Source organism: Bifidobacterium thermophilum, assembly GCF_002846655.1.
In the GTDB taxonomy this organism is placed as follows: Bacteria; Actinomycetota; Actinomycetes; order Actinomycetales; family Bifidobacteriaceae; genus Bifidobacterium; species Bifidobacterium thermophilum.
The window spans coordinates 68,482-91,529 of sequence record NZ_PCGX01000002.1 but is presented as its reverse complement, the minus strand read 5'-3'; the positions used below and the strand labels follow the sequence as shown (position 1 = coordinate 91,529).

Genomic DNA, 23,048 nt, shown 5'->3' with positions numbered 1-23,048 from the left:
CGACCAGCGACCAGCAGTAAGCCGTCCCGCCCAATACCGGGACGGCTTACTGCTATACGGCCATACGGCAATACGGCCCGGAACGCAGACCGCGGACGGAACTATGCCGGCATCCATCGCGCCGCCGCACCCGCGGTACCGCTGTCTTGCCGCGCAATAGGAACGCGAAACCGCAGCGGCCCCGCCGCACGCGCACGGTACAGCCGAACGCGACGAGCACGGTCATACCGCCGACGCCTCGAACCGCTATAATCCACACGGCGGAAGGAATGGTTGCGAAAACATCCGATTCCTGGCAATCACTGACTTGGAGCACACATGGCATCATCACACGGCAAACAGAACGGCGCGTCAATCACGAACGTCGCCGCCCTCGCCGACGTCTCGATCGCCACAGTATCGCGCGTCCTGTCAGGCAGAAGAACCAAAGATGACGATATCGCGCGGCGAGTGCGCAAAGCCGCCCGCGAACTCAACTATTCAGCCAATAGCGCGGCGAGCGCACTCCGCAGCGACGTGAGCAACACCATCGCCCTATCCATGCCGGCAACCTCAACGCTGATGGCCGCGAGCGTGGTCACCGCCATCAGCGAAGCGGTCAGCGTCTCCCATATGCAACTATTGGTCGGCATCGACGGCACCGCAGCCGCACAGCACCGCAGAATCAAGGAATTCTGCCGGCACCCCGCCGACGGCATCATCGTGTTGCCATGCCCACACGCCGGCGTATCGCTCACCCGAGGCATTACAACGGACACTCCGATCATCCAACTGCTCGGATCGACCAATCTGCTTCGGCACGATTGGATCAGCATCGACAACGGCGCTTCCGTCGAATTGGCGGTCACCCATGTCGTCGAACGCGGGGCGGCGTCCGTCGCGTATCTGAGCGATGAGGTCGCCTCCAGCGATGGTGCGGAAACCCTGCTCGCGTTCCAATCCTCACTCAATTTGTTGCACGTGCGCGCCGACAACGAGTGGATCACCATCGCCGATGGAACCGTGCAACGTGGGTTCTCCGACACCATGCGGATGTTCGCCGGCCGTGGGGCGGACCAGACCCCCGAAGCAGTGATCTGCTCGTCATCGGACACGGCGATTGGCGTGCTCATCGCGCTTGGGCAGCTTTCCATCAACGTGCCCGGGCAGGTTCAAGTCGTTAGTTTGCAGGACAACGAGGCAGCAGCATCCAGCATGCCCGCATTGACTTCGATGCGTGCGCCTTTGCAGCAAATGGCTGCAGAGAGTCTGCGGCTTATCGCCAACGCTCAGGCGAACGGATCCGACACCGAGATGGGGGCACGGCTCGGGCGTCATGTGATGTTCCCCCGCCTCGTCATCGCCAGACAATCCACCCGCGAGTCCAACGACGATTGACGTTGTTTGGGTTGCGTTGTTTGGACTGACACGGCCCAAGTTGATGTTGCCCAGATTGACACCACCTGGATTGACATGACCCTAGCGTACTTTCGCGCTCGGAAGCGGCAACACCCGTCAAGAACAGCGCCTAGGCAGTAGGCAGATCGGCGGCCGCAAGGGCGGAAGCATCCCGCGGGAAGGGCGCAAACGGAAGCGCGCCAGAGCGGAAAGGGCGTTACAGCGGAAAACCCTTAGCAGGGCAACACACCGAGTCGGCTCAAACGAGCAAAGCGCAGAACAACGCCTCGAACACCAGCAGCGGATTGCCGTTGCCCGCGAGTCTGCGACGAGCCGTCGCAATGTCCTCCAGCCTCCGCACGGCATCCCGGCGCGTCAATCTGACCGAAAGCTCGGTGATGGCTGTGCGATTCTCGAGATTGATCAATCCGACGGCATCATCAGCGTTGTTCTGGATGACGGCGACATCGCGGTACACACTCGCCACAGTGGTCAACGCACGGTCGAGCACATCACGCGTACGTCTGGTGGCACGGCGTTTCAGATCATCCTTCTTGCTGATCGCATGGTAGGCGGAACGCAGCTTGGGCGGAATCCGGTCCTTCTCCCCCAGTCCGTTGACCCGTCTGAACTCGCGTTCGTCCTGCTGCGCCTGACGGTCGACATCACTCTGCGCTTGCGCCTTGGCACTGTCGGTCAGCCGTCCGGCGAGCAACACCGCGTCCGACGCCCGATGCATGCCAAGCACCCCGACCACGAGCTCATCGCGGTCGGCAAGCACCTGATCATTGCCAGCGTATAGCCGGGCAATGCCGATATGCCCTTCAGCGAGCCGCGCCGCACGGGACGCCAAGGCGGGATCGACGCCGTCGTGCTGTTCCAGGAAGCGCGCCACCGCAGCATTCGAGGGCACCGCCAGATTCACAATACGCGTACGCGAGCGAATCGTCGGCAACACGTCCTGCGCGCTCGGGGCGCACAACAGCCAAATCGTATGCTCGGCGGGTTCCTCGATTTCCTTGAGCAGCACGTTGGTCGTGCGTTCGAGCATCCGGTCGACGTCTTCAATGATGATGATGCGCCACGGCGAAATGCTCGGCATCTGCTCCGACATGCCAATCAACTCGCGGACTTCGTCAATGCCGATAGTCACTTTGTCGGTTGACAGGACCGTGACATCCGGATGTGTTCCGGCCAACACCAGATGCGCGGCACGCGTCGGTTCGTCGCCGAGTCCATGGTCCGGGCTCTCCAAAGCCGCGGCGAAGGCCTTAGCGACATTCGAGCGCCCCGATCCGGGAGGCCCGCAAATCAGCCATGATTGGGCGATGGCCGCGGGGTCGCCGGCCGCAATCGCACTCAGCTGACTGACCACGGGCTGCTGCCCGACAATCGAATCCCATACACTCATGAGCTGTGTTCCCCCGTCTGCCGTACGTCGCCTGATATTTCCGGAATTCCTGATATTTCCGGCATTCCCGTGGATGCCGCCGCTCCCCCGAGCAGCTGTTCGGCATCGTTACGAATAGTATTCCAGACGGCCTCGATTCCTTGTGACGCATCAACCACCAGGAATCGCGCAGAATCCGCACGAGCGAGATTCAGGAATTCCTGACGGGTGCGACGCTGGAAATCATAGCCTGCAGATTCCATCCGATCCTCGCCGTGGGTGAGTCGCCTATGCGAAACCTGCGGATCGACATCGAGCAGGTATGTGCGTCGCGGCAGCAATCCGCCGGTCGCCCACATGCTCAAACCCCGCACATCATCGACGGTCAGTTCCCTTCCCCCCGCCTGATACGCGAGCGAAGAGTCGAGGTACCGGTCAGTGATGACGATATCGCCGCGTTCCAACGCCGGAACGATAATCTCCGCTACATGCTGGGCACGGTCGGCGGCGAACAAGAGCGCTTCCGTCCTGGGGGCGATATCGCCCCCGTGCAGCAGCATAGTGCGCAATTGCACGCCAAGTTCGGTCCCGCCGGGTTCGCGCGTCACCACGACGTTTCTGCCCATTCCCGCGAAATAGTCGCGCAGACGTTCGACCTGCGTGGTCTTGCCCGCCCCGTCAACGCCTTCGAAGGATATGAACAGGCCTGCTGGGGCGTGTGTGGTCATTACTGCTCCTTCGTGGCGGCTGCGCTCTTCGTGCTGCGCTTCGTTCCGGATGCCGATGAGCTGGCGCCTGCGGTTTTCTTCGTGGTGGTCTTCTTGGTTGCGGTCTTCTTGGTTGCGGTCTTCGCTGTAGACTTCTTCGCCGTCGTCTTCTTCGCCGTCGTCTTGGAACCGGACTTCGAAGCACCACGCCGGGTGCGCCGCTTGGACGGGCCCGCAGCACGTTTCTCGGCGAGCAGTCGGAACGCCTCCTGCGGATCGATTGATTCGGGCGTGTACTGCTTGGGCAGCGTGCGATTCGTCTCACCGTCGGTGATATACGCCCCGTAGAAGCCGTCCTTGATAGTCACGGGCTTGCCGGTCTCCGGGTCGTTGCCGAGGGTACGCAGCGGCGGTTTGGCGGAGCCACGGCCGCGGCCACGCCCATACTTCGGCTGGGCGAATAGCTCTTGGGCTTTCGCCAAATCCACAGTGAAGATCTCGTCCTCGCTGCCCAACGACCGCGTCTCGGAACCGCCATCGGCCGTGGTCTTGGTCATATACGGGCCGTAGCGGCCGTTGCTTGCGGAAATGGTCGCCTGCTTGATTTCGCCGGTCTTCGCATCCGTCTCCTCGACCGTACCGACGACACGCGGCAGACTCAGCAGCTGCAACGCCTGCTCCAAGGTCACGGTCTCAGGCTTCATCGACTTGAACAACGACGCCATCTTCGGTTTCGGGGCGCTGCTCTTCTTGCTGCTTTTGGCCCCTGCCGCCTTGCTCTGCGCATCCTGCGACTGCGGGATGGTCAGCGAGACATACGGGCCGAATCGGCCGTTGCGCACTTCGACAATGCCGCCTGTCGCCGGATCGGTGCCCAGTTCACGCGGACCGCCGGCGTTGCTTTCAATCAGCTCATGACCTTTCTCGACGGTCAGCTCGTCGGGGGCGAGCGTCGGCGGCAGGGATGCCCGCTTGGGATTGCCTTCGGCATCCAGATGATTCATATCCTCGAGATACGGGCCGTAACGTCCGACGCGCACATGCAGGCCGTCACCGATTTCAATGGTGTTGATCGCACGGGCATCAATCTCGCCCAGTTGCGCGACCTGCTGTTGCAAGCCTTCATGCGCTTCATCGGCGTTCGCCGCCGCACCGTCGCCGGACCCGAAATAGAAGCGGGTCAGCCACTCCTTGCCGGTCTCCTTGCCACGGGCGATGCGGTCGAGGCCGTTTTCCATATCCGCTGTGAACTGGTAATCCACATACTTGGGGAAATTCGTCTCCAGCAGCTTGACCACAGCGAACGCAAGCCATGAGGGAATCAGCGCCCGGCCGCGTTCATACACGTAACCGCGGTCGATAATCGTGGAGATGATGCTCGCGTAGGTGGACGGGCGGCCGATCTCCTTGGCTTCCAAAGTCTTGACCAGCGAAGCCTCCGTGTATCGGGCCGGCGGCTGCGTCTCATGACCATCCGCCTGGACATCGTCGGCGGCGAGCACGTCCCCCGGGTGCATCGGAGGCAAGGAGACGTTTTCGCTCTCTTTGCCCGACTTGCCGCGCGTCGCGAGCTGCGCCCCGCTTGCCGAAGCTCCGCTCACAGAGGTGGACGCCGATTGCGCGGGATGCTTGCCCTCGCCGGTCGCCCGCATGAATCCTGGGAACTCGATAACCGTGCCGGAGGCCTGGAACACCGCCTCGCCGCGGGACCCGGCGGCTGCGTTCAGGCGAACGGTCGCCGTCGAACCGGTGGCGTCGGCCATCTGCGACGCCAAGGTGCGCTGCCAGATCAGCCGATAGAGTTTCGCCTGGTCCGCAGGCACTTTACGCGCCACATCGTCAGGATCGCGGAAGCTGGAACCCGCCGGACGGATGCATTCGTGCGCCTCCTGCGCGCCCGCGGTCTTGGTCGCGTACTGTTTCGGGGCGTCGGAGAGGAATTTCTTGCCGAAGTGGAATTCGACGGCGTTGCGCGCCGCAGCGATCGCCTCCTGAGACAGGGTGACGGAATCGGTACGCATATATGTGATGAAACCGTTCTCGTACAGCCCCTGCGCGGCCCGCATCGTCTGGCGGGAGCTCATGCCGAGCCGGTTGCCGGCCGTCTGCTGCAAAGTGGATGTGGTGAACGGCGGCAGCGGACGCCTGCGGTACGGGCGGGATTCCATCGATTCCACGGTGAATGGCGCTTCGCGCAACACCTGCGCGACCTCCGCGGCCCCTTCGGCGTCCAACTGGCAGACATTGTCCGCGAAGCCCGCCGGCGTGAGCTTGCCGTCCGCGCCGAAATCCTTGGATGTAGCGAGTCGTTTACCGCCGAGCTGCACCATACGCGCGTCAAAGCGCACCAGTTCGCCTTCTGCACCCGGCGCCGACAGCGTCGCCACGACATCCCAGTAGGGGGCCTTGACGAAGGCCATACGCTCGCGTTCCCGCTCGACGATCAGGCGCGTGGCCACCGACTGCACACGGCCGGCCGACAATCCCGGACCGACCTTGCGCCACAGCACTGGCGAAAGCTCATAGCCATAGAGACGGTCAAGCACACGCCGGGTTTCCTGCGCGTCCACCATATGGTCGTCAACATCTCGAGTGTTGGTCAACGATGCCTTGATCGCCTCAGGCGTGATTTCATGGAACACCATGCGCTTGATGGGGATCTTCGGCTTGAGGGTCTGCACGAGATGCCATGCAATCGCTTCGCCTTCGCGATCCTCATCAGTCGCCAGATAGAGCTCGTCGGCGTTTTTCAACGCGTCCTTGAGCTGCGACACGGTTTTCTTCTTGTCAGGGCCGACGATGTAATACGGCTCGAATCCGTCATTCACATCAACGCCGAACTTGCCGAATTTGTCCTTCTTCGATGCGGGTACCTGGCTTGGCTGGGCAAGGTCGCGAATATGACCGACCGATGCGAGCACGGTATATCCATCCCCGAGGTATCCCGCGATTTTCTTCGCTTTCGTCGGAGACTCCACGATAACGAGCTTTGTGCCGGCTGTCATTGCCCCTCCTTACGTACTGCTTACGGAACGCCATAATACTCACGGCGTATGGTCAACGCCGTATCTGGTGTGCCGTGCTACTTTGACGGCGGGGCCGGCGGGGCGCCGACCAGACCGAGTTTTGTCAACGGTGAAGCGGTGAGTTGGCGCATCGCGAGCACGAGTCCGAATACCAGCATCGACACGCCGCACACCAGCATGGTCGTCGCCGCGCAGGCACCGGATTGCGTCCAGCTCGCGCCCAGCGAAAGCCCCGGTTCAATCTGCCACACGAGATACGCCCCGTACAAGCTGATCATGATGCCACCGGTGATCATCACGCTGCCGACAATCTGGATACTCGCCGAAGCCGAACGGGTGCCGATTTCATCCATGCCGGATGTGCGTGTGCAGGCGAGCACCAGCAACGCCCATCCGCCGACGATCAGCAGGCTCATCACCACATCCGTAGGGCGATGCCACTTTCCGGCGACCAAGGACAACGCAACGAGCAGCGTATAGGCCGAACCGACTGCGGCGCACGCGGCACGCCAAGCGCGAGGCACCGCGCACACCAGAACCACGACAGCCGCCGCGGCGAGCAACGTATGCCCCGACGGCGCAGTATTGCTGGCTGAAGAATTGATATTCTGCAGGTACGGGCGAGGCAGGACGCCTTTCAACAGCGAAGACCCGTAGCACAGGCCAGCGAATACGACTAGCTGGCCGAGCAGCCACCACCGCTTGCGGACCGCGGCGACAACGATTCCGACGAGTGCGAAGACGACGCTGATGGCGATCACCGTACTCGACACCGCAAGCAGATGCACCAGCGATTGCAGCCACGACGGCAGCGAGGTGTTGAGTCGAAGCCACACTTCGTCATCGAAATTCTGCCCGTTTGCCGTGCGCACGCCAAGCCACCACACGCCAGCGGCCGCGGCGAGCAACAACAGCCCGAACACCACGCACAGAATTCTGCTGGACAGCCGCGGGTGGACGGCGAGCGGGTCAAGTCGGGCAAGACCCGAATCCATGCCTTCGACCGTGAGATCGCTATCCGCCGAGGCTGCAGCCTTTGCTGAAACCGCCGGGGAACTTGCTGATATTCCGGCCAATAATCCGGAGTCTGCGTTATCGCCGGCACCGGTGAGCGCGCCTGCATTGCGTCCGCGTTTGGATGACGGAGACGCTTCAAGCGGGTCGGACGGCCAAAGATTGCGCATGCGCGCATCGGCCAGGTCGCCGGCATCGGCATCATCCGGAATCGGCGCGAACATCGGTTTCGTTGGCGTCCTGGGCGTTGTCTGGCCCTGCGCGTCATCGGTCTGTGGGAACAGCATGGACGACTTGGGGTGCTGCAGCTGCTGCGATTGCTGCGGGGCTGTCTGCGATGGGCCGGTAGGGCCGGACAGGCGTTCTGACGCCCCCGACCGAGACGGTGAGTGTTCCGCGGACTGTTCCGCGGTATCCGTGTGGACGGTATCTCCGCGACCGGAGGCGGCATCGTGCGCGGGTTGCGATGAAGCAATCCCGGAAGTGGGATGCAACTGTGCGGACTGGTCTGAAGGCGCGGTATGTATTGCTGGCATCGGAGGCATCGGAGGAACGCGGGGAGCTGGCGGCACCGGTGGCGCTGCAGGTGTCGATGGCGCTGGTGCAGGCGCTGAGTCAGCATATTCCGAAGGCACAGAGGCGGCCGGAGGCGCAGGCGCAGGTACGGCAGGAGGCACGGTCGAAGCCGGTGGTACCGCGGATTGCGCAGATGCAGCAGGCGACTCAGCCCCGCCTTGTGCGGCATTCTGTTCGGGGGCATGAACCGGTTGCATCACGTCCTGTTCCTGCGATTGCGAGTCTTGTGCATTCTCGTCCATAGTCTCTGACTATACCTTCAGCGCTTCTGCACGCTTGCGCAATTCCCAGTGATTGTTCACAACCGCGGCACATCAAGTCAATCAGGACATGTAAAAAGACAGCAGCAGGGATCATGCAATCCGGCGCCGAATTATCCGGAGGTCGTCGACAGCCACCGCCACCTCACCCTCCTGCTTCTACCGACGCAGAGAACCCCGTAAGCGTCGGTAGAAGGTTGAAAGACGACACATTGTCGGGCACCCAGCTTCCGCCGACGAGGAAAAAGAAAAACCTCCGCACACCCGTCAGAGGCCACTTACCCTTGCTGCATTCCTGCCCTGGGGGAGTTGGGTGACGTAACGCCATGCGGAGGCGTATGCGAGTATACACCATTGTCGGGGACAAGACGAATCGGCATGGTGGCATCGTGGGACACGCCGGCTACCAGGGGATGATATTGTCACGCGAATAATACACGTATCCCGGGCGCGGGTACTGCCCGGTCAGTTCGTCGATGGTCACCATCCGATAGCCTTTGGCATGCAAGGCGTCTAGGATATGCGGCAGCGCAGCCGCAGTATGTTCGTGGATGTCATGCATGAGGATGATCGAGCCCGGCCTCGCCTGCGCGGTGACCTTCCACTGGACAGACCGTGCGGATGCGCCTGCCGCCCAATCGTAGGAATCGACGTCATACAACGCGATGCCCACACCAAGATGATCTGCCAGGTACCGCCGGCTCGCCTCGTCCGCGGCGCCGTGCGGCGGACGGAGCAGATTGACCGGGCGGCCCGTCGCTTCGCTGATGCGCGCGGAAGCGTCATCGAATTCCTGACGTTCGGTTCCCGCCTGCATAATCGCCGGCAGATCCGTATGCGACATGGTATGGCTTCCCACCGGCATGCCGTAGCGCGTGTCATCACGCAGAACCGGGATTGTGGCATCGTTGATTGCCCCGCCAATCGCGAAAAACGTCGCCCGGTCGCCCTTGTCCCGCAGCGTTCGCACGACACGACGGCTCGTTTCGGCTCGCGGGCCGTCGTCGAATGTCAGTGCGACACAAGCCGTACGGCCGCAGTCGATGCCTCGTTCGGCATTCCGGGCACGGACCGCCGCATCCGCCGCCGCAAACATCCGCCGTTCAACATCTATCAGCGTCCCATATGACGTATTCACCCCATCCAATGCCGACTGGGCGTCGTCAATGGCAACGCGTAAGGCGTAACCGGCGTGGGTATCTCGCAATCCGGTGGTTTCCCGGGCCAGTTCACGCACGCCCGGCAATGCTGCGCGGATTCTGGCGGCGGCCTCATCTACTGCTTGCCGGTCGTGTGCCAGCACGCGCGCCGCAACCGGACGCTGTGCCCTGTGCAACTTTTCCACCCACGGCTTGAGTGTCAACGCGGCGTCACGATAAGCGTTGACGCGCGTTCGGAGTATGAGCGGCGACTGCTTCGCCCGGCAGGCCGACGGAACATCGACGGCGGATTGTACTAATATGCCGGCTCGACGACGTTGCTGCGCCGCCTGCGCCACGGTGCCGTCGAGTCTGCGCACAGCACCACGGTCCACAACCCCGCTACGGGAGGCTTGAACGGAGATGCCGGTTGCTTGCTCAGACAATGCCGCGACATGCTCGTCCATCAACCGATAGGTGTTTCCCCATTCCACGCAGTCCGCCAGTGCGCGGCGATACCACGCGTACGCGGCCAAGCATCCCAACAGAACGGAGCTGCCGGCGAACATCATGATGATGAGCGCCGCGACCACGCGCCGGGCGAGCGTTCGGGACGTGGAATGGGATTGAGAGCGAAGTATGGGCGATTGCGCCGGTTGGGGTTGTGACTGGGACCGGGGCTGGAATTTCGATTGCACGTGACCGGCTGGTACGCAACTGCGCGTCGGCAGGTCGTCACGGTCTGTCATCATGCCATGTTCCTTTCCCATGTCCCTTCCGGAATCGCCACCGCCGCGACGCATCCCCTTCATACGGCCACGCACGCCTCACGCTCGATACACCATATCCGTTCCGCACAGCGCAGCACACTGCGCTGTGCCAAGTAGACGCACTTTTCAAGTAAGCGCGCTGTGTCAAGTAAATCCGCGATGCCGCGACGGTTCGTGCAGACCTTACGATTATCCCATACTCTGATGATTGCTGCAAGGATGCCAGATTGATGATTGACGGAGGTCCGCAGGCCTAAATCCAAAATTGCAACCTGAAAACAGAATCAAGCCCGGTCGTGGCCGACCCCACCCCATCACCACGACCGACAGCACACCGAAAACCGCAGAACACCAACAATCTCACCCACAACCCACGCACACCACACCCCGCCGGCCCGCACCAAATCCGACATCGCACCCCGAAAACCGATTCGAGCCACCGACCCAACCACCCACAACCCCACACCCAAACCAGTCATATGCTCAAACCCGCGGAATACCGCCAAAACCCAAGCCACACACCCACAACCCACACCACAGCAACCACCATCACGGGGCCAAATCCAAGATCGAAACCCGAAAACAGAATCAGGCCCGGCCATGGCCGCCCTCGCCCCATCACCACGACCGGCAGCACACCGAAAACCGCAGAACACCAACAATCTCACCCACAACCCACGCACACCACAACCCGCCGACCCGCACCAAATCCGACATCACACCCCGAAAACCGAATCAGGACACCGCACCGACCGCCCACGGCCCCGGCACCACGGTCTTCCGCCAACACAGCCCAGCGACCTTCGCCACGCAACAACACAAAAGCCCCCGGATTCGGGGGCTTTCGCATGCTTAAGCTCAGACTGTTATGACCATGTCATGAGCCGAAATCGGCGGCATGGCCGGAGTCTGGAATCGGTTACTCCGCGACGACCTTGACGGTGAAGGAAGCGGAGATCTCCGGGTGCAGGGCCACGGTGGCGGGGAATTCGCCGGTGGTCTTGATGGTCTCGACCTTGATGGACTTCGGGCTGATCGGAGCCTTGTCAGCAAGGGCGGAGGCAATCGCGTCAGCGGACACAGCGCCGAAGAGCTTGCCGGACTCGGACACCTTGGCGGCGATCTCGACGACCGTGCCCTCGATGGCGGCCTTGGCAGCGACGGCATCCTCGCGGGTGGCGAGGGCCTTGGCCTGGCGTGCGCGCTTCATCGCTTCAATCTGAGCGGCAGCACCCTTGGTCCACTTGAACGCGAGACCCTGCGGGAAGAGGTAGTTGCGGGCGTAACCCGGACGCACCTCGACAACGTCACCGGCGTGGCCCAGGTTGGCCACGGTCTGGGTGAGAATGATCTTGGTTTCAGCCATGTCGATATCCTCCTGTTCAGCGACCGGTGGTGGCGTACGGCAGCAGAGCCATCTCGCGGGCGTTCTTCACGGCCTTCGCGATCTCGCGCTGTTCCTGGACAGTCACGCCGGTGATACGGCGGGAACGGATCTTGCCGCGATCGGACACGAACTTGCGCAGCAGCGCGACGTCCTTGTAATCGATCTCGGTGATCTTGGCGGCCTTGAGTGGATTCGGCTTCTTCTTGAACGGCTTGACCGGCGGTTGCGGCCTCTTGCGTGACATCTGATGTTCTCCTTAGTGCAAACTTGATTTACTGCTGGAAGCAAAGTCCGGCGTCAGAACTCGGGTTCTTCCGAATCGCCGCCGAAATCGTCGCTGGATCCGAACGATCCGAAGCTGGACCCCGACTGGCTGGAGCTCGACGTGCCCCACGGATCCGCTGCCGGAGCGGCGGGTGCCTGTTGGGCAGCCGGAGCGACGGAAGCGCCGCCGGTGTAGCCGCCCGAGTAGCCTGCGCCACCCTGGTAGCCACCGTTGCCAGCGAACCCGCCATTACCGGCGTTCCCCGAGTTTCCTGCGAATCCGCCACGATTGCCGCCAGCGAACCCGGAGCCGGAGCTCTGACGGGTCACCTGCGCGGTGGCGTATCGCAGGGATGGACCGATCTCATCGACCTGCATTTCGACGACAGTACGGTTTGACCCGTCCTGCGCCTGATAAGAACGTTGCTGCAGACGGCCTTGCGCAATGACGCGCATGCCCTTGGTCAAGGATTGGGCGACATGGTTCGCCAAATCACGCCACGCAGAGCAACGCATGAACAGCGCCTGTCCGTCTTCCCACTGACCGCTGTTGCGGTTGTAGGAGCGCGGTGTGGATGCAATGGTGAAACTTGCGACCGTCGCCCCGCTGCCAATGGTGCGCAGCTCAGGGTCGCCGGTGAGATTACCGATGATGGTGATTGTTGTCTCGCCTGCCATGACGCTACCTTCTTACCTGTTGCGGACTCGTCTGTTGCGAATCGGATGTGACCGGACTTGTGAATCGGACGGCTCGTTGAGCCTTGCTTCAGCAGTGCTGAACGACTTACTTGTCCTTGCGAAGAATCTTCGTGCGGATAACGGACTCGCTGAGGTTAAGCAGACGGTCGAGCTCGTCACTCGTAGCCGGCTCAGCGGTGTAGTTGACGACAACGTAGTTGCCCTCGGTGTTGCCCTGGATCTCATAGGCGAGCTTGCGGCGACCCCAGTAATCGGTGCCGTCGACAGAACCGCCCTCCTTGGTGACGATCTCCAGATACTGCTCGGTCAGCTTCTTCAGACCGCGCTCATCCAGCTCAGGATCGGCAATGAACATCAGTTCGTACTTATGCGCAGACATCACCCACCTCCTTCGGACTAAAGGCCGTGGACCTTCCACGGCAGGAGTGTGTATGCGACTGCCCGCAGGTGCTGCGGACAACCATGCCAGCATACTCCCGATGCCTGACTTTCGACATGCGTCGCGCGGCACGCCTGATTTGTCGCGTTCCCCCGGATTTGACGCACATCCCGCCTCCACCCGTACCGTCTTATGCCCCTGCCTTGTTATATTAGGTGATGTTTCAATCCCATCAATCGACCAAAGGGTCGGGAAGGCGCAAGATGTCGGCAATTCTCGAAGGCAAACCGGACAAGCGATTAGCAGTGGTCACGGGACGCGCCTACCCGCAGCTCGCTCAGGAAACCGCCGAATACCTGGGCACGCATCTGCTGGAGACCACCGCATATGATTTCGCGAACGGCGAGATGTACGTACGGTTCACCGAACCGGTTCGCGGCGCCGATGTATTCGTTATCCAATCGCATACCGACCCGATTAACAAGTGGCTGATGGAGCAACTCATCATGGTCGACGCGCTCAAACGCGCCTCCGCACGCTCCATCACCGTGGTCGCGCCGTTCATGGGCTATTCGCGTCAAGACAAGAAGCACCAAGGCCGCGAGCCCATCACCGCGCGCCTGATGTTCGACCTGTTCCGCACGGCGGGCGCCGACCGCATCATGACCGTGGACCTGCACGCTTCCCAAGAGCAGGGCTTCTTCAACGGTCCGGTCGATCACCTCACCGCCATGCCGGTGCTGCTTGACTATGTGCGCAGCTCCATGCCGATGGAGAACGCGACCGTCGTCTCCCCCGACGCCGGGCGTATCAAGGTCTCCGAACAGTGGGCCGCGAAGCTCGGCGGCCTACCACTCGCGTTCATCCACAAGACCCGCGACACTACGCGCCCGAACCACGCGGTCGCGCACGGCATCATCGGCGAGGTCGAGGGGCACGATTGCATCGTCGTCGATGACATGATCGACACCGCCGGCACGATTTGCGAAGCTGTGCGGACGTTGCGCGACGCCGGTGCGAAGAGCGTCACGCTGGTTGCCACGCATGGTCTGCTGTCCGGCCCCGCCATCGACCGACTCAAGGACTGCGGGGCGCGCGAAATCGTGCTTATGGATACCGTCCCCGTGCCCCAGAGCAAGCGCCTGCCCAATATGACCGTCCTGTCGGTCGCGCCACTGCTGGCCGCCGGCATCCGTTCCGTGTTCGAGTCCAGGTCGGTGACCACACTGCTCAACGGTCTGCCTGACGACATGCGTCCACGCAATATCTATGCGTGATTTACGCGTGAACGAATCCGTGCGATGCGTTCACGCGTGTCTATCCTGCGTGGACAGACACGCATGAACGGACACTTGTAAACGGATGCCTGCGAGCTGATACCTGCGGCAACCGGTTCGTGCCACCGCAACGACGCGATGGTACGAACTGCGCAAAGCCTTACTGCTGGGCCGAAACCGACCGACCACGATATGAAAACCGGACACTTGCTGAGTATGCGTTCTGCTAGCATGGCTCGCACACGTACACGACCGAAGGTTCGGGCATTGTACTGCGCAGTTACCCTTGCAATCGAAAGGCCATAATGTCACAGAAAATCAAGGTCGGCATTCTCGGCGCAACCGGCATGGTCGGGCAACGCTTCGTCACCCTGCTCGAAAACCACCCGTGGTTCGAGCTGGTCACGCTCGCTGCATCGGCGCACAGCGCCGGCAAGACCTACGAAGAGGCTGTCGGCGGGCGTTGGAAGATGGAAACCCCGATGCCGCAGTTCGTCAAGTCCATGGTTGTCAAGGATGTGGCGGATGTCGAAGGCGTCTCCGCGGATGTGGATTTCCTGTTCTCCGCAGTCAACATGCCGAAGGACGAGATTCGCGCAATCGAGGAACAGTACGCGAAGACCGAAACCCCGGTGGTGTCCAATAACAGCGCGCACCGCTGGACGCCGGACGTGCCGATGGTCGTGCCGGAAATCAATCCGCAGCATTTCGACGTGATCAAGTACCAGCGCAAGCGTCTGGGCACCACGCGCGGCTTCATCGCCGTCAAGCCGAACTGCTCAATCCAAGCGTATACGCCGGCTCTCGCCGCATGGAAGGAATTCGAGCCGCACGAGGTCATCGTCAGCACGTATCAGGCGATTTCCGGCGCCGGCAAGACCTTCAAGGACTGGCCGGAAATGGTCGGCAACATTATCCCGTACATCGCGGGCGAAGAAGCGAAATCCGAGAAGGAGCCGCTCAAGGTCTTCGGCCACGTCGATGACGCGACCGGCCAGATTGTGCCGTTCGAAGGCCCGCTGCGCATCACCTCGCAGTGCATCCGCGTGCCTGTGCTCAACGGTCACACGTCCACCGTGTTCATCAACTTCGGCAAGGACCCGTCCAAGGAGGAGCTCGTCGACCGTCTCGTGAACTACACGAGCGAAGCCGCCAAACTCGGCCTGCCGCACGCGCCGAAGCAGTTCATCCAGTACCTCACCGAGGACGACCGTCCGCAGGTGAAGCTGGATGTCGATTACGAGGGCGGCATGGGTATCTCCATCGGCCGCTTGCGCCCGGATTCGATTTTCGATTGGAAGTTCGTCGGACTCGCGCACAACACACTGCGCGGTGCGGCCGGCGGCGCGCTTGAATGCGCTGAGATGCTGCACGCGCTCGGCTATATCGAAGCGAAGTAAGACCAGCGTCGGCGAGCGTTGAGAGCAGGTGGACGTCTGTCGGCTGTTGCAGTCCAGCTGCGATGACGGTTGCCGACAATAATGAAGATTCAGTAGCGACGATTGCTGACAGCGGTAACGGCGGTATTCGTCTTCTCACGTATGTCACGGCATACGCGGGCGGGCGGATACCGCCGTTTGTTGTTGCTACAGCTTGTCCATTCGATCAGTTGCGCATGCCGAGACATACACAACGCAACGCATACGCCAACATTCTGCCACCCAGCGACCCGTGCGTTTGAATCGTGTATGCCGTGACATACGTCATATGCCAAATGCGGCAACGTCCGCCGCATTGGTACGTCAAACCACCCGGTCACGCATGCCAAGACATACACGACGCGACACATACGGCAACGTCCACCACCCAACAGCCCGTTCCGTCTAAATCACGCATGCCGTGACATACACGACGGGCAGAACACACCCGACGCGTCAGACACACCAGACAATCCTCAACATCCACCCCCAACGACACACAATCCCAAACCACAACAGGAAAGGCCCGCCGCCGGCATACAACCGACAACGGGCCTTCGCCCCATCTACACCCTGCCGCCCCGAGGCAGGAGCATCACCGAGTTTGCGGCTCAGCAGCTCACAGCCCGGCGATTCAGCGACCGGTGCCGCCGTAGACCACGGCCTCCACCTGATCGGCGTCGAGGCCGTAGGCGGTGTGTAGCGCACGCACCGCATCATCGAGCTGGTCGAGCGGGACCAAAGCCGCGATGCGGATTTCGGACGTGGAAATCATCAGCACGTTGATGCCCGCGTCGCTCAGCGCATTGAAGAACTTTGCGGCCAAACCAGCGTGCGTCTTCATACCCACGCCGACCACAGCGACCTTGCCGACGCTCTTGTTGACGTCGAAGGACTGGTAGCCGAGCTCGTCATGCTTGTTCTGCAGCAAATCCTGCACCTGCTTGACGGCGGTTTCCGGGACGGTGAAGGAGATATCGGCGGTGCCGGTGGAGGCGCTGGCCTGCACGATCATGTCCACGTTCACGCCGACTTCAGCGAGCTTGGTGAACACCTTCGCGGCCATGCCGGGCTCGTTCGGCACGCGGCGCACGGTGACCAGCGCCTCGCTGCGGTCGTGCGCGACACCGGAGATGACCGGGGTCTCGGGACCGAGGTCGGGGAACAGGTCGCCCATGGATTTGTTATCGTTCTCGTTCATTGTTTCCTCGAATCAGTGCAACTTGCGGTTGTGTTGCGGACAGTTGTGTTGGTATGGATATGTCGTGTGTCGTGCGCCTTGCACAGGCGCCCCGGAATCCTCCGGATGCTATTTGCGCGTAAGGTTCGGCACCGATGCGGGACTGACGCCCTCGGGCAGAATCAGCGTGCCGTTGCGGTGGGAGAAGGAGCTGCGCACATGCAGCGGCATGCCGAAGCGCTGCGCGTATTCGACGCAACGCAGGGCGAGCACCTTGGAACCGCAGGATGACATTTCAAGCATGGATTCGTAATCGATGACCGGGATGCGGCGGGCGGTCGGGACGATACGCGGGTCGGCGGTGAACACGCCGTCAACGTCGGTGTAAATCTCGCACACGTCAGCACCAAGCGCAACAGCCAAGGCGACAGCAGATGTGTCGGAACCGCCGCGGCCGAGCGTGGTGGCGTCGCCGTCCTCATTGATGCCCTGGAAGCCTGCGACGATGGCAACGCTTCCCTTCTCAAGCGCATGGCGGACACGGTCAGGCTTGACGGCGCGAATATGCGCCGCACCGAACCGCGCGTCCGTCATGAAACCGGCCTGGGACCCGGTGAACGAGTACGCATGCGAACCGGCGGAGTGAATCGCCATGGACAGCAGGCTCATAGAGATACGCTCGCCTGCGGTCATGAGCATGTCCATTTCACGGGCCGGCGGGGTCGAATCGATGCTCATCGCCTGGTCGATGAGGTCATCGGTGGTGTCTCCCATAGCCGAAACCACTACAGCGACGTCGTTGCCAGCGTTTTTCGTTTCGATGATGCGCTTGGCAACACGCTTGATCGAGTCAGTATCGGCGACCGAGGAGCCGCCGTACTTCTGCACGATAAGAGCCACGATTGTCCTATCTTCTCTAAAGGAATGTCCTGCGCTCGTATTGTACGCAAGTGAGACGATTATACGAGTCACGCAATCCGGCAGGATACCCGGTGACCAGCATGCGGAACGGCATGATGGCAAGGTTTTTACGCGTTATGCCTCGCGTCTGCCGGCGAGTGCCCGGCCGAGGGTGATTTCGTCCGCGTATTCGAGGTCGCTGCCGACGGGCAAGCCGCTGGCGAGCCGGGTGACTTTGATGCCGAGCGGCGACAGCAGACGGCTGAGGTAGCTGGTGGTCGCCTCCCCTTCGATATTCGGGTCGAGGGCGAGGATAATCTCCTTGATGTCCGGGTTTTGCAGGCGTTCGAGCAGTTTGGGGATGTTGAGGTCCGCCGGGCCGACGTTGGCCATCGGGTTGATGGCGCCGCCGAGCACGTGGTACAGGCCGTGGTATTCGCGGGTGCGTTCGATGCTCATCACGTCCTTGGGCTCTTCGACCACGCAAATCATGGATTGGTCGCGCCTTGGGTCGGAGCAGATCGGGCAGGGGCTGGTCTCGCACACGTTGCCGCACACGTCGCAGAATCGCACTTTTTCTTTGACGTCAGTGATCGCCTCGACCAGGTTGCGTACCTCGTCGTCGTTGGCGGACAGCAGATAAAAAGCGATGCGTTGCGCGCCTTTGGGGCCGATGCCGGGAAGTTTGGCGAATGCGTCGATCAGACGTTGGATCGCACCGTCATATGCCAATGCCATTGTTGGGCTCCTTTTACGATAAATCTGCCGATTGAGCGGGTGCCCCGCCGAACCCCGGCGATATACGCCGGTCAGGCGATTGCGGGGTTCTGCATGCTATCCGCCTGTTATTTCTGGGACGAAGCATCCATGTCGTTGTGACGGTTCGGCGGCTGAAGGTTCTTCGGATTCTTCGGGTCGTCGGGGGCGAATTGCTCGACCGTTTTCACTTCGAAGAGTTCTTTGAGCTCTTCGACGCTGAGTGCCGTGGCGGTTCCAAGTGATTCGTCGTTAAGCGAGTACTCGTCTTCCTCCGGGGGAACTTGCGGGCCGCCCGACGCACCGGAGTACGGCTGCGGGTTGTGTGCGCCGAGGTCGCCCGGCTGCTGGGCCCAGGGGTCGTCCTGCAGCTCCACCGGTTCCGGATAGTCCTGCGGCTCCGCGGTCTGTGCTCCTGCTGCCGGCATGGAACCCCATACATCGCCTTCGCCCTGGCGCACCAGGGTCCGGGGATTGCTCCGGGTTGCCGAGCCTGATTGTACGGCGGACGGCGATGCCGGGTTACCTGCGGCAAGTCGTACTGTCGGCGCAGCATGTCCGGTATGCGTTGCGGATACGTTCGACGCGTTCGGCGCGGCTGGAGCGGTTGAAGTGGCAGGTGTCGCAGTCGTGGCAGGTGTCGCCCACGGATCGATGCCATCGCTGATGTCCGGCACTGCCACATGCTTGCCGTGATGCGGCTGCGCGGCGCTCTGGCCGACCCTGCTGCTCTGGTCGACCAGGTTTGACGGGGATTTGCCACCCGCAGACGGCACCGAACCATTGTCTCCTGTCGGCTTGTGCCCCGGCAAAGGCTGCAGCCACGGGTCATCCTCGGCAAATGTCGCATCTACGGACGCGATTGGCCCAGAACCCGCCAGAATCATGGAGGGGGCGGGCGCGACGGACGTCATCGCGGGCGGAGTCATCATAGCCGTCGGCGCTGCGACCGCCGCCGCTTGGGCGCTTCCCCGTCCTCGGTGGCTGGGGTCGTCGGCGTCCTGCGTGTCATCGCCGGACTGCCCCGGAGTCTTCGCCTCCTTGCCAGTCGGACCGGTATGGATGCCGACAGTCACCGCGGTAAGAGTGGCTGCGCTTTGTTTCGCTTTCGCGAGCGCAATTTCACGTTTGACCTGGCTGACCTGCTCGGGCAACATGCGTCTGATGGATTCGACAGTTTCCCCGTTCGCTGCGGTCGGCGTAGGTGAAATGCGCGCGCCATCGCCGAAGATTTCCTTGACGATATCCTGCACCACGACAGCCGCTTTCTTGCCGTCATACGCTTCATCTGACGACACCGCAAGCGCGAAGGCGTGCTGGTCGATGGGCTTCGCGAAAGTCATGAGGAGCTTGGATTTCCCGGCGGGACCGGCGATGAGCCGGACGGACGGCACCCGCTGTTGGTCAACGTATTCGCGGATATCCGACGGCAACTTGGTCAGAACGGCCTGCCAACGTTCCTCGACACTGCGGGCATCCTGCGGCTCAGGCATGGCGGGTGCGGCCGCGCCGTCAGTGTGCGGGACCTGATTGCTTCCAGCGGTCGGCGGCATTGTGGGTGCACCGGCCTGCTGTGTGGCGGGTGCAGCAGACGCCTGCACGCCGTCGGCTTGCGTACCGGATGTACCGGATGTCTGTGTTTCCGTCGTCCGCACGCCTGTCACAGCATGGTCCGGCAATGGCGCGGCAGGGATCTGCTGGCGTGCCGCCGCCTGAGCGTCTGCATTGCTTGACGGTTGCGCGGCAGTGTTGCCTGACACGGCAGTCTGGGCTTGTCCCTTGCGCTTGTTGCGGGTCGAATCGATGAAACCGCTGTGCATCGGGGGATTGCCGGCGCGCTGCTGAACCGGGGCACCGGATTGGGCCGTCATATTCGCCGAAGACGTGGCTGACGGACCGAATACGCTTTCCTCACGGCCTGCCAGCAGGCGGGCGACCAGCAGTTCCAGGCGCATACGGGGCGACGTGGCACCGCTCATCGTGCCGAGCGTGTCGTTAATCGTGTCGGCAATGGATGTCAGCGAGCGCAATCCCAGGGCGGACGCCTGCCGGTGCAAATCGGCGATATCCTCGACTGCCGCATCGTCGCTGAGCACACTTTCGGCACGGTCTCCACCCAAAGTGAGCACCAGAAGGTCGCGCACACGCGCCAGCAAATCTTCCACGAAACGTCGTGGCTCGAATCCGCCGACCACAACCTTCTGCACGACCCCATACAGCTGTTCACCGTTGCGGTCGATAATCGCGTCGATCGCCTCTCCGATCAGAGAATCCGGGGTAAATCCGAGCAGTGCAACCGCCGAATCATGGGAAATGACGCCATGCTCGGAACCCACCATCAGCTGGTCGAGCACCGACAGGGTGTCACGTACGGAGCCGCCGCCCGCGCGCATGGCGAGCTTGAGCACGCCTGGCTCCGGCTTGATTTGTTCTTTCTCGCAGATTCCCTCGAGGTACGGGCCCATGATTTCGGGCGGGACCAAGCGGAACGGGTAATGGTGGGTGCGGGAGCGAATCGTGCCGATCACCTTGTCCGGTTCCGTCGTTGCGAAGATGAACATGACATGTTCCGGCGGTTCCTCAACGATTTTGAGCAGCGCGTTGAACCCCTGCTGGGTGACCATATGCGCTTCGTCGAGGATAAAGATCTTGTACCGGTCGCGAGCGGGCGCGAAGCCTGCGCGTTCACGCAGTTCGCGGGCATCATCGACACCGTTGTGGCTTGCGGCGTCGATTTCCACGACGTCGATGGACCCCGGTCCTCCTGTGGCGAGATCCTTGCAGCTCGGGCATTCACCGCACGGATGAGACGTGGGGCCTTTCGCGCAGTTGACGCATCGCGCGAGAATACGCGCGGAACTGGTTTTGCCACATCCGCGCGGCCCGGAGAACAGGTACGCATGGGTGAGCCTGTTCTGGTCAAGCGCCCGGCTGAGCGGTACGGTCACCTGATCCTGTCCGATGACCCCGTCGAACGTATCGGGACGATACCGTCGATACAATGCCAACGCCATGTCCAACTCCTTCATAGGCCGCAAACGTGCCCTACAAGCATACGCGGCGCAGGCTACCGCACCGCGACCACCAGTGTCCCTTTCACCAATCTAGCGTTGCGGCAGAACACGCCACACCGCCTCACCCACAGGCCACGGGTCCGGCGCGAGAGGCTTTCATAATCACCATGCCGAAACCCTGCCGGTATTCGTAGCGCACGCTCACCGTGACGTCCTCGCCATCGACTGTGCAAGCCGTGACACCAGCCCCATCGGCGCGAACGACACGCCCTGCCACCGCGCATGGGTCGCGATGGCCTTCACTCAGCGCCACTGCGGCGGACACCGCAGCATCATCAGCCCACAATCTGACACGATTGCCGGTGATTCTCGCATGGCCGACGCCGGCGGCGGCAAGCGCCGCTACGCATGCGACGGATATGATCATCACCATGAGCACCACCGCCGACCCCTGTTCGCGGGATGGAGAGGATTCGCGGGATCCATGGGGCTCACAGGTTGTATGGCGGCGAACACCGGTCACGAGGACGCTCCGCTCGCAGACCCATGCACCGATGCCGGCAAGACGCTGCTCATCCCGGACACAACCGGGCACTGCGTGTGCACAGTGACCAGTCCCCCATCCTCCGAGATTGTGGCCGTAGCGTCTTTCCCCGCGACCGCGGCAACAGCCGTCGATGCGATGTTCCGCGCCTGTTCGCCGTGCGCAGGCACCCGTGCGACCACCACTTCGCGGACAGCTGAAGATGCCGCGTCCTGACACGCCATCGACGTGGTCACCACATGCGTCAGCGAGAGCAACATCGCCATGAGCACCGCCGCGACGGGAAGCACCATCGCGAATTCCGCGGTGATGGCACCCCGCTGCCCATGTTGTTCAGGGGCATGAGAACGGCCTCGCACGGTACCGGATTCCCCCGGCCACTGTTCCCCCGACAACCGAGTGGGCCATGCCGCCGACACGCCGAATCCCCCATCGGCATTTCTGCGAGCGCCCGATGCGCCGTTCATCCCCTGCACGGCGCCGTGGCTTCCGGCTTCCCTCATGCGGGGCCGTTCACATGCGTATCCCATTTCAGCCCTTCTTCAACTCCATAGCACCCTTGATCAGAGCGAGCACGAGATTCTTCACAATATCCGATTTGATGACCGCGAACAGCACGGCGGCGAAACCGCAGGCAGCAACGAGAACCATCGCGTATTCCGCGGTCGCCGCACCTTTCTGCGGTTCGACGGCCATCAGGCGGATTTTCGCGTCAATCATGCACGCACGTTCCTTGGCTTTGCGCGCCGCCGCTATCGGAGCGCTCCGCATGGCTGTGATGAATCCTGTTTTCCCTTGCATCAGGGGTTGGTGAATGCCGGTCATGGTTGTTCCTTTCTGATATGGCCCGAGGCTCCGGGCACCGCCTGCCTTGGCGGTATCCCCAGTGTGCCCGACCGGGACCTCGCGAGGGAAGCTCGAACGGGCAATGTGGTCGAAAGACGACTGTTATCCACATCGACTTATCCACA

Annotated in this window: 19 protein-coding genes and 1 other RNA gene; 3 read left to right on the top strand and 17 right to left on the bottom strand. The window is 62.0% G+C overall.

What is annotated here, in order from left to right; all coding sequences use genetic code 11:
• The first annotated feature begins 318 nt into the window (after positions 1 to 318).
• Positions 319 to 1,377, top strand: coding sequence for a LacI family DNA-binding transcriptional regulator (locus CQR48_RS01425; RefSeq protein WP_101451738.1), 1,059 nt, complete (start codon positions 319 to 321; stop codon positions 1,375 to 1,377).
• 259 nt (positions 1,378 to 1,636) lie between these two features.
• On the opposite strand, the gene CQR48_RS01420 is transcribed toward CQR48_RS01425, so the two are convergent.
• The 10 genes from CQR48_RS01420 to rpsF all read right to left on the bottom strand — a co-directional run bounded on the left by CQR48_RS01420 (position 1,637) and on the right by rpsF (position 12,988).
• Positions 1,637 to 2,788, bottom strand: coding sequence for a DNA polymerase III subunit delta' (locus tag CQR48_RS01420; protein ID WP_101451737.1), 1,152 nt, complete (start codon positions 2,786 to 2,788; stop codon positions 1,637 to 1,639).
• Positions 2,785 to 3,495, bottom strand: coding sequence for a dTMP kinase (tmk, locus tag CQR48_RS01415; protein WP_081814830.1), 711 nt, complete (start codon positions 3,493 to 3,495; stop codon positions 2,785 to 2,787). Before tmk ends, CQR48_RS01420 begins: the two co-directional genes overlap by 4 nt.
• Positions 3,495 to 6,479 (bottom strand): type I DNA topoisomerase, encoded by a 2,985-nt coding sequence (topA, locus tag CQR48_RS01410; RefSeq protein ID WP_101451736.1) that lies wholly within the window; start codon positions 6,477 to 6,479, stop codon positions 3,495 to 3,497. The genes tmk and topA overlap by 1 nt, the downstream gene beginning before the upstream one ends.
• A 77-nt stretch (positions 6,480 to 6,556) precedes the next feature.
• Positions 6,557 to 8,050, bottom strand: a complete 1,494-nt coding sequence (locus CQR48_RS09275) for a phosphatase PAP2 family protein (protein ID WP_244898887.1) — start codon at positions 8,048 to 8,050, stop codon at positions 6,557 to 6,559.
• A gap of 544 nt (positions 8,051 to 8,594) precedes the next feature.
• Positions 8,595 to 8,691: signal recognition particle sRNA small type (ffs, locus tag CQR48_RS01395), an RNA gene on the bottom strand.
• A 62-nt stretch (positions 8,692 to 8,753) separates the two neighbouring features.
• A complete protein-coding gene (locus CQR48_RS01390) occupies positions 8,754 to 10,241 on the bottom strand; it encodes a polysaccharide deacetylase family protein (RefSeq protein ID WP_180335085.1) in 1,488 nt (495 codons plus the stop codon).
• Positions 10,242 to 11,178: 937 nt separating this feature from the next.
• The gene (rplI, locus tag CQR48_RS01385) at positions 11,179 to 11,625 is read right to left on the bottom strand and encodes a 50S ribosomal protein L9 (RefSeq protein ID WP_026650709.1); all 447 of its coding nucleotides are present in this window, start codon (positions 11,623 to 11,625) and stop codon (positions 11,179 to 11,181) included.
• 16 nt (positions 11,626 to 11,641) lie between these two features.
• Entirely contained in the window at positions 11,642 to 11,890 is a 249-nt protein-coding gene (gene rpsR / locus CQR48_RS01380) for a 30S ribosomal protein S18 (protein ID WP_015449763.1), read from the bottom strand.
• A gap of 53 nt (positions 11,891 to 11,943) precedes the next feature.
• Entirely contained in the window at positions 11,944 to 12,588 is a 645-nt protein-coding gene (locus CQR48_RS01375) for a single-stranded DNA-binding protein (protein ID WP_015449762.1), read from the bottom strand.
• Positions 12,589 to 12,694: 106 nt separating this feature from the next.
• Positions 12,695 to 12,988: a 30S ribosomal protein S6 gene (gene rpsF / locus CQR48_RS01370; protein WP_015449761.1), complete on the bottom strand. Its 294-nt coding sequence runs from the start codon at positions 12,986 to 12,988 to the stop codon at positions 12,695 to 12,697.
• A 263-nt stretch (positions 12,989 to 13,251) separates the two neighbouring features.
• Between rpsF and CQR48_RS01365 the strand changes: the two genes are divergently transcribed.
• Entirely contained in the window at positions 13,252 to 14,265 is a 1,014-nt protein-coding gene (locus CQR48_RS01365) for a ribose-phosphate diphosphokinase (protein WP_101451734.1), read from the top strand.
• Between the two features lie 305 nt (positions 14,266 to 14,570).
• Positions 14,571 to 15,665: an aspartate-semialdehyde dehydrogenase gene (asd, locus tag CQR48_RS01360; RefSeq protein ID WP_033494054.1), complete on the top strand. Its 1,095-nt coding sequence runs from the start codon at positions 14,571 to 14,573 to the stop codon at positions 15,663 to 15,665.
• 652 nt (positions 15,666 to 16,317) lie between these two features.
• Here asd and CQR48_RS01355 read toward each other — a convergent pair.
• From CQR48_RS01355 to CQR48_RS01325, 7 genes are all read right to left on the bottom strand, one after another.
• Entirely contained in the window at positions 16,318 to 16,884 is a 567-nt protein-coding gene (locus CQR48_RS01355; RefSeq protein ID WP_026650708.1) for an ACT domain-containing protein, read from the bottom strand.
• 108 nt (positions 16,885 to 16,992) lie between these two features.
• Complete coding sequence (locus CQR48_RS01350; protein ID WP_015449757.1) at positions 16,993 to 17,763, bottom strand: aspartate kinase; 771 nt, start codon at positions 17,761 to 17,763, stop codon at positions 16,993 to 16,995.
• 135 nt (positions 17,764 to 17,898) lie between these two features.
• Positions 17,899 to 18,501 (bottom strand): recombination mediator RecR, encoded by a 603-nt coding sequence (gene recR, locus CQR48_RS01345; protein WP_033506663.1) that lies wholly within the window; start codon positions 18,499 to 18,501, stop codon positions 17,899 to 17,901.
• Positions 18,502 to 18,608: 107 nt separating this feature from the next.
• Positions 18,609 to 21,533, bottom strand: coding sequence for a DNA polymerase III subunit gamma/tau (gene dnaX, locus CQR48_RS01340; RefSeq protein WP_101451733.1), 2,925 nt, complete (start codon positions 21,531 to 21,533; stop codon positions 18,609 to 18,611).
• A gap of 121 nt (positions 21,534 to 21,654) precedes the next feature.
• Positions 21,655 to 22,056: an Rv3654c family TadE-like protein gene (locus tag CQR48_RS01335; protein WP_272867199.1), complete on the bottom strand. Its 402-nt coding sequence runs from the start codon at positions 22,054 to 22,056 to the stop codon at positions 21,655 to 21,657.
• Positions 22,053 to 22,607, bottom strand: a complete 555-nt coding sequence (locus CQR48_RS01330) for a TadE/TadG family type IV pilus assembly protein (protein ID WP_101451731.1) — start codon at positions 22,605 to 22,607, stop codon at positions 22,053 to 22,055. The genes CQR48_RS01335 and CQR48_RS01330 overlap by 4 nt, the downstream gene beginning before the upstream one ends.
• Before the next feature lies 1 nt (position 22,608).
• Positions 22,609 to 22,902: a DUF4244 domain-containing protein gene (locus CQR48_RS01325; RefSeq protein WP_015449752.1), complete on the bottom strand. Its 294-nt coding sequence runs from the start codon at positions 22,900 to 22,902 to the stop codon at positions 22,609 to 22,611.
• Positions 22,903 to 23,048 lie beyond the last annotated feature (146 nt).

What these genes read in the sequence shown, in the direction of transcription:
- CQR48_RS01425 (WP_101451738.1), top strand. Translation starts at nt 319, where the DNA reads ATGGCATCATCACACGGCAAACAGAACGGCGCGTCAATCACGAACGTC.
- CQR48_RS01420 (WP_101451737.1), bottom strand. Translation starts at nt 2,788, where the DNA reads ATGAGTGTATGGGATTCGATTGTCGGGCAGCAGCCCGTGGTCAGTCAG.
- tmk (WP_081814830.1), bottom strand. Translation starts at nt 3,495, where the DNA reads ATGACCACACACGCCCCAGCAGGCCTGTTCATATCCTTCGAAGGCGTT.
- topA (WP_101451736.1), bottom strand. Translation starts at nt 6,479, where the DNA reads ATGACAGCCGGCACAAAGCTCGTTATCGTGGAGTCTCCGACGAAAGCG.
- CQR48_RS09275 (WP_244898887.1), bottom strand. Translation starts at nt 8,050, where the DNA reads ATGCCAGCAATACATACCGCGCCTTCAGACCAGTCCGCACAGTTGCAT.
- CQR48_RS01390 (WP_180335085.1), bottom strand. Translation starts at nt 10,241, where the DNA reads ATGATGACAGACCGTGACGACCTGCCGACGCGCAGTTGCGTACCAGCC.
- rplI (WP_026650709.1), bottom strand. Translation starts at nt 11,625, where the DNA reads ATGGCTGAAACCAAGATCATTCTCACCCAGACCGTGGCCAACCTGGGC.
- rpsR (WP_015449763.1), bottom strand. Translation starts at nt 11,890, where the DNA reads ATGTCACGCAAGAGGCCGCAACCGCCGGTCAAGCCGTTCAAGAAGAAG.
- CQR48_RS01375 (WP_015449762.1), bottom strand. Translation starts at nt 12,588, where the DNA reads ATGGCAGGCGAGACAACAATCACCATCATCGGTAATCTCACCGGCGAC.
- rpsF (WP_015449761.1), bottom strand. Translation starts at nt 12,988, where the DNA reads ATGTCTGCGCATAAGTACGAACTGATGTTCATTGCCGATCCTGAGCTG.
- CQR48_RS01365 (WP_101451734.1), top strand. Translation starts at nt 13,252, where the DNA reads ATGTCGGCAATTCTCGAAGGCAAACCGGACAAGCGATTAGCAGTGGTC.
- asd (WP_033494054.1), top strand. Translation starts at nt 14,571, where the DNA reads ATGTCACAGAAAATCAAGGTCGGCATTCTCGGCGCAACCGGCATGGTC.
- CQR48_RS01355 (WP_026650708.1), bottom strand. Translation starts at nt 16,884, where the DNA reads ATGAACGAGAACGATAACAAATCCATGGGCGACCTGTTCCCCGACCTC.
- recR (WP_033506663.1), bottom strand. Translation starts at nt 18,501, where the DNA reads ATGGCATTGGCATATGACGGTGCGATCCAACGTCTGATCGACGCATTC.
- dnaX (WP_101451733.1), bottom strand. Translation starts at nt 21,533, where the DNA reads ATGGCGTTGGCATTGTATCGACGGTATCGTCCCGATACGTTCGACGGG.
- CQR48_RS01330 (WP_101451731.1), bottom strand. Translation starts at nt 22,607, where the DNA reads ATGGGATACGCATGTGAACGGCCCCGCATGAGGGAAGCCGGAAGCCAC.
- CQR48_RS01325 (WP_015449752.1), bottom strand. Translation starts at nt 22,902, where the DNA reads ATGACCGGCATTCACCAACCCCTGATGCAAGGGAAAACAGGATTCATC.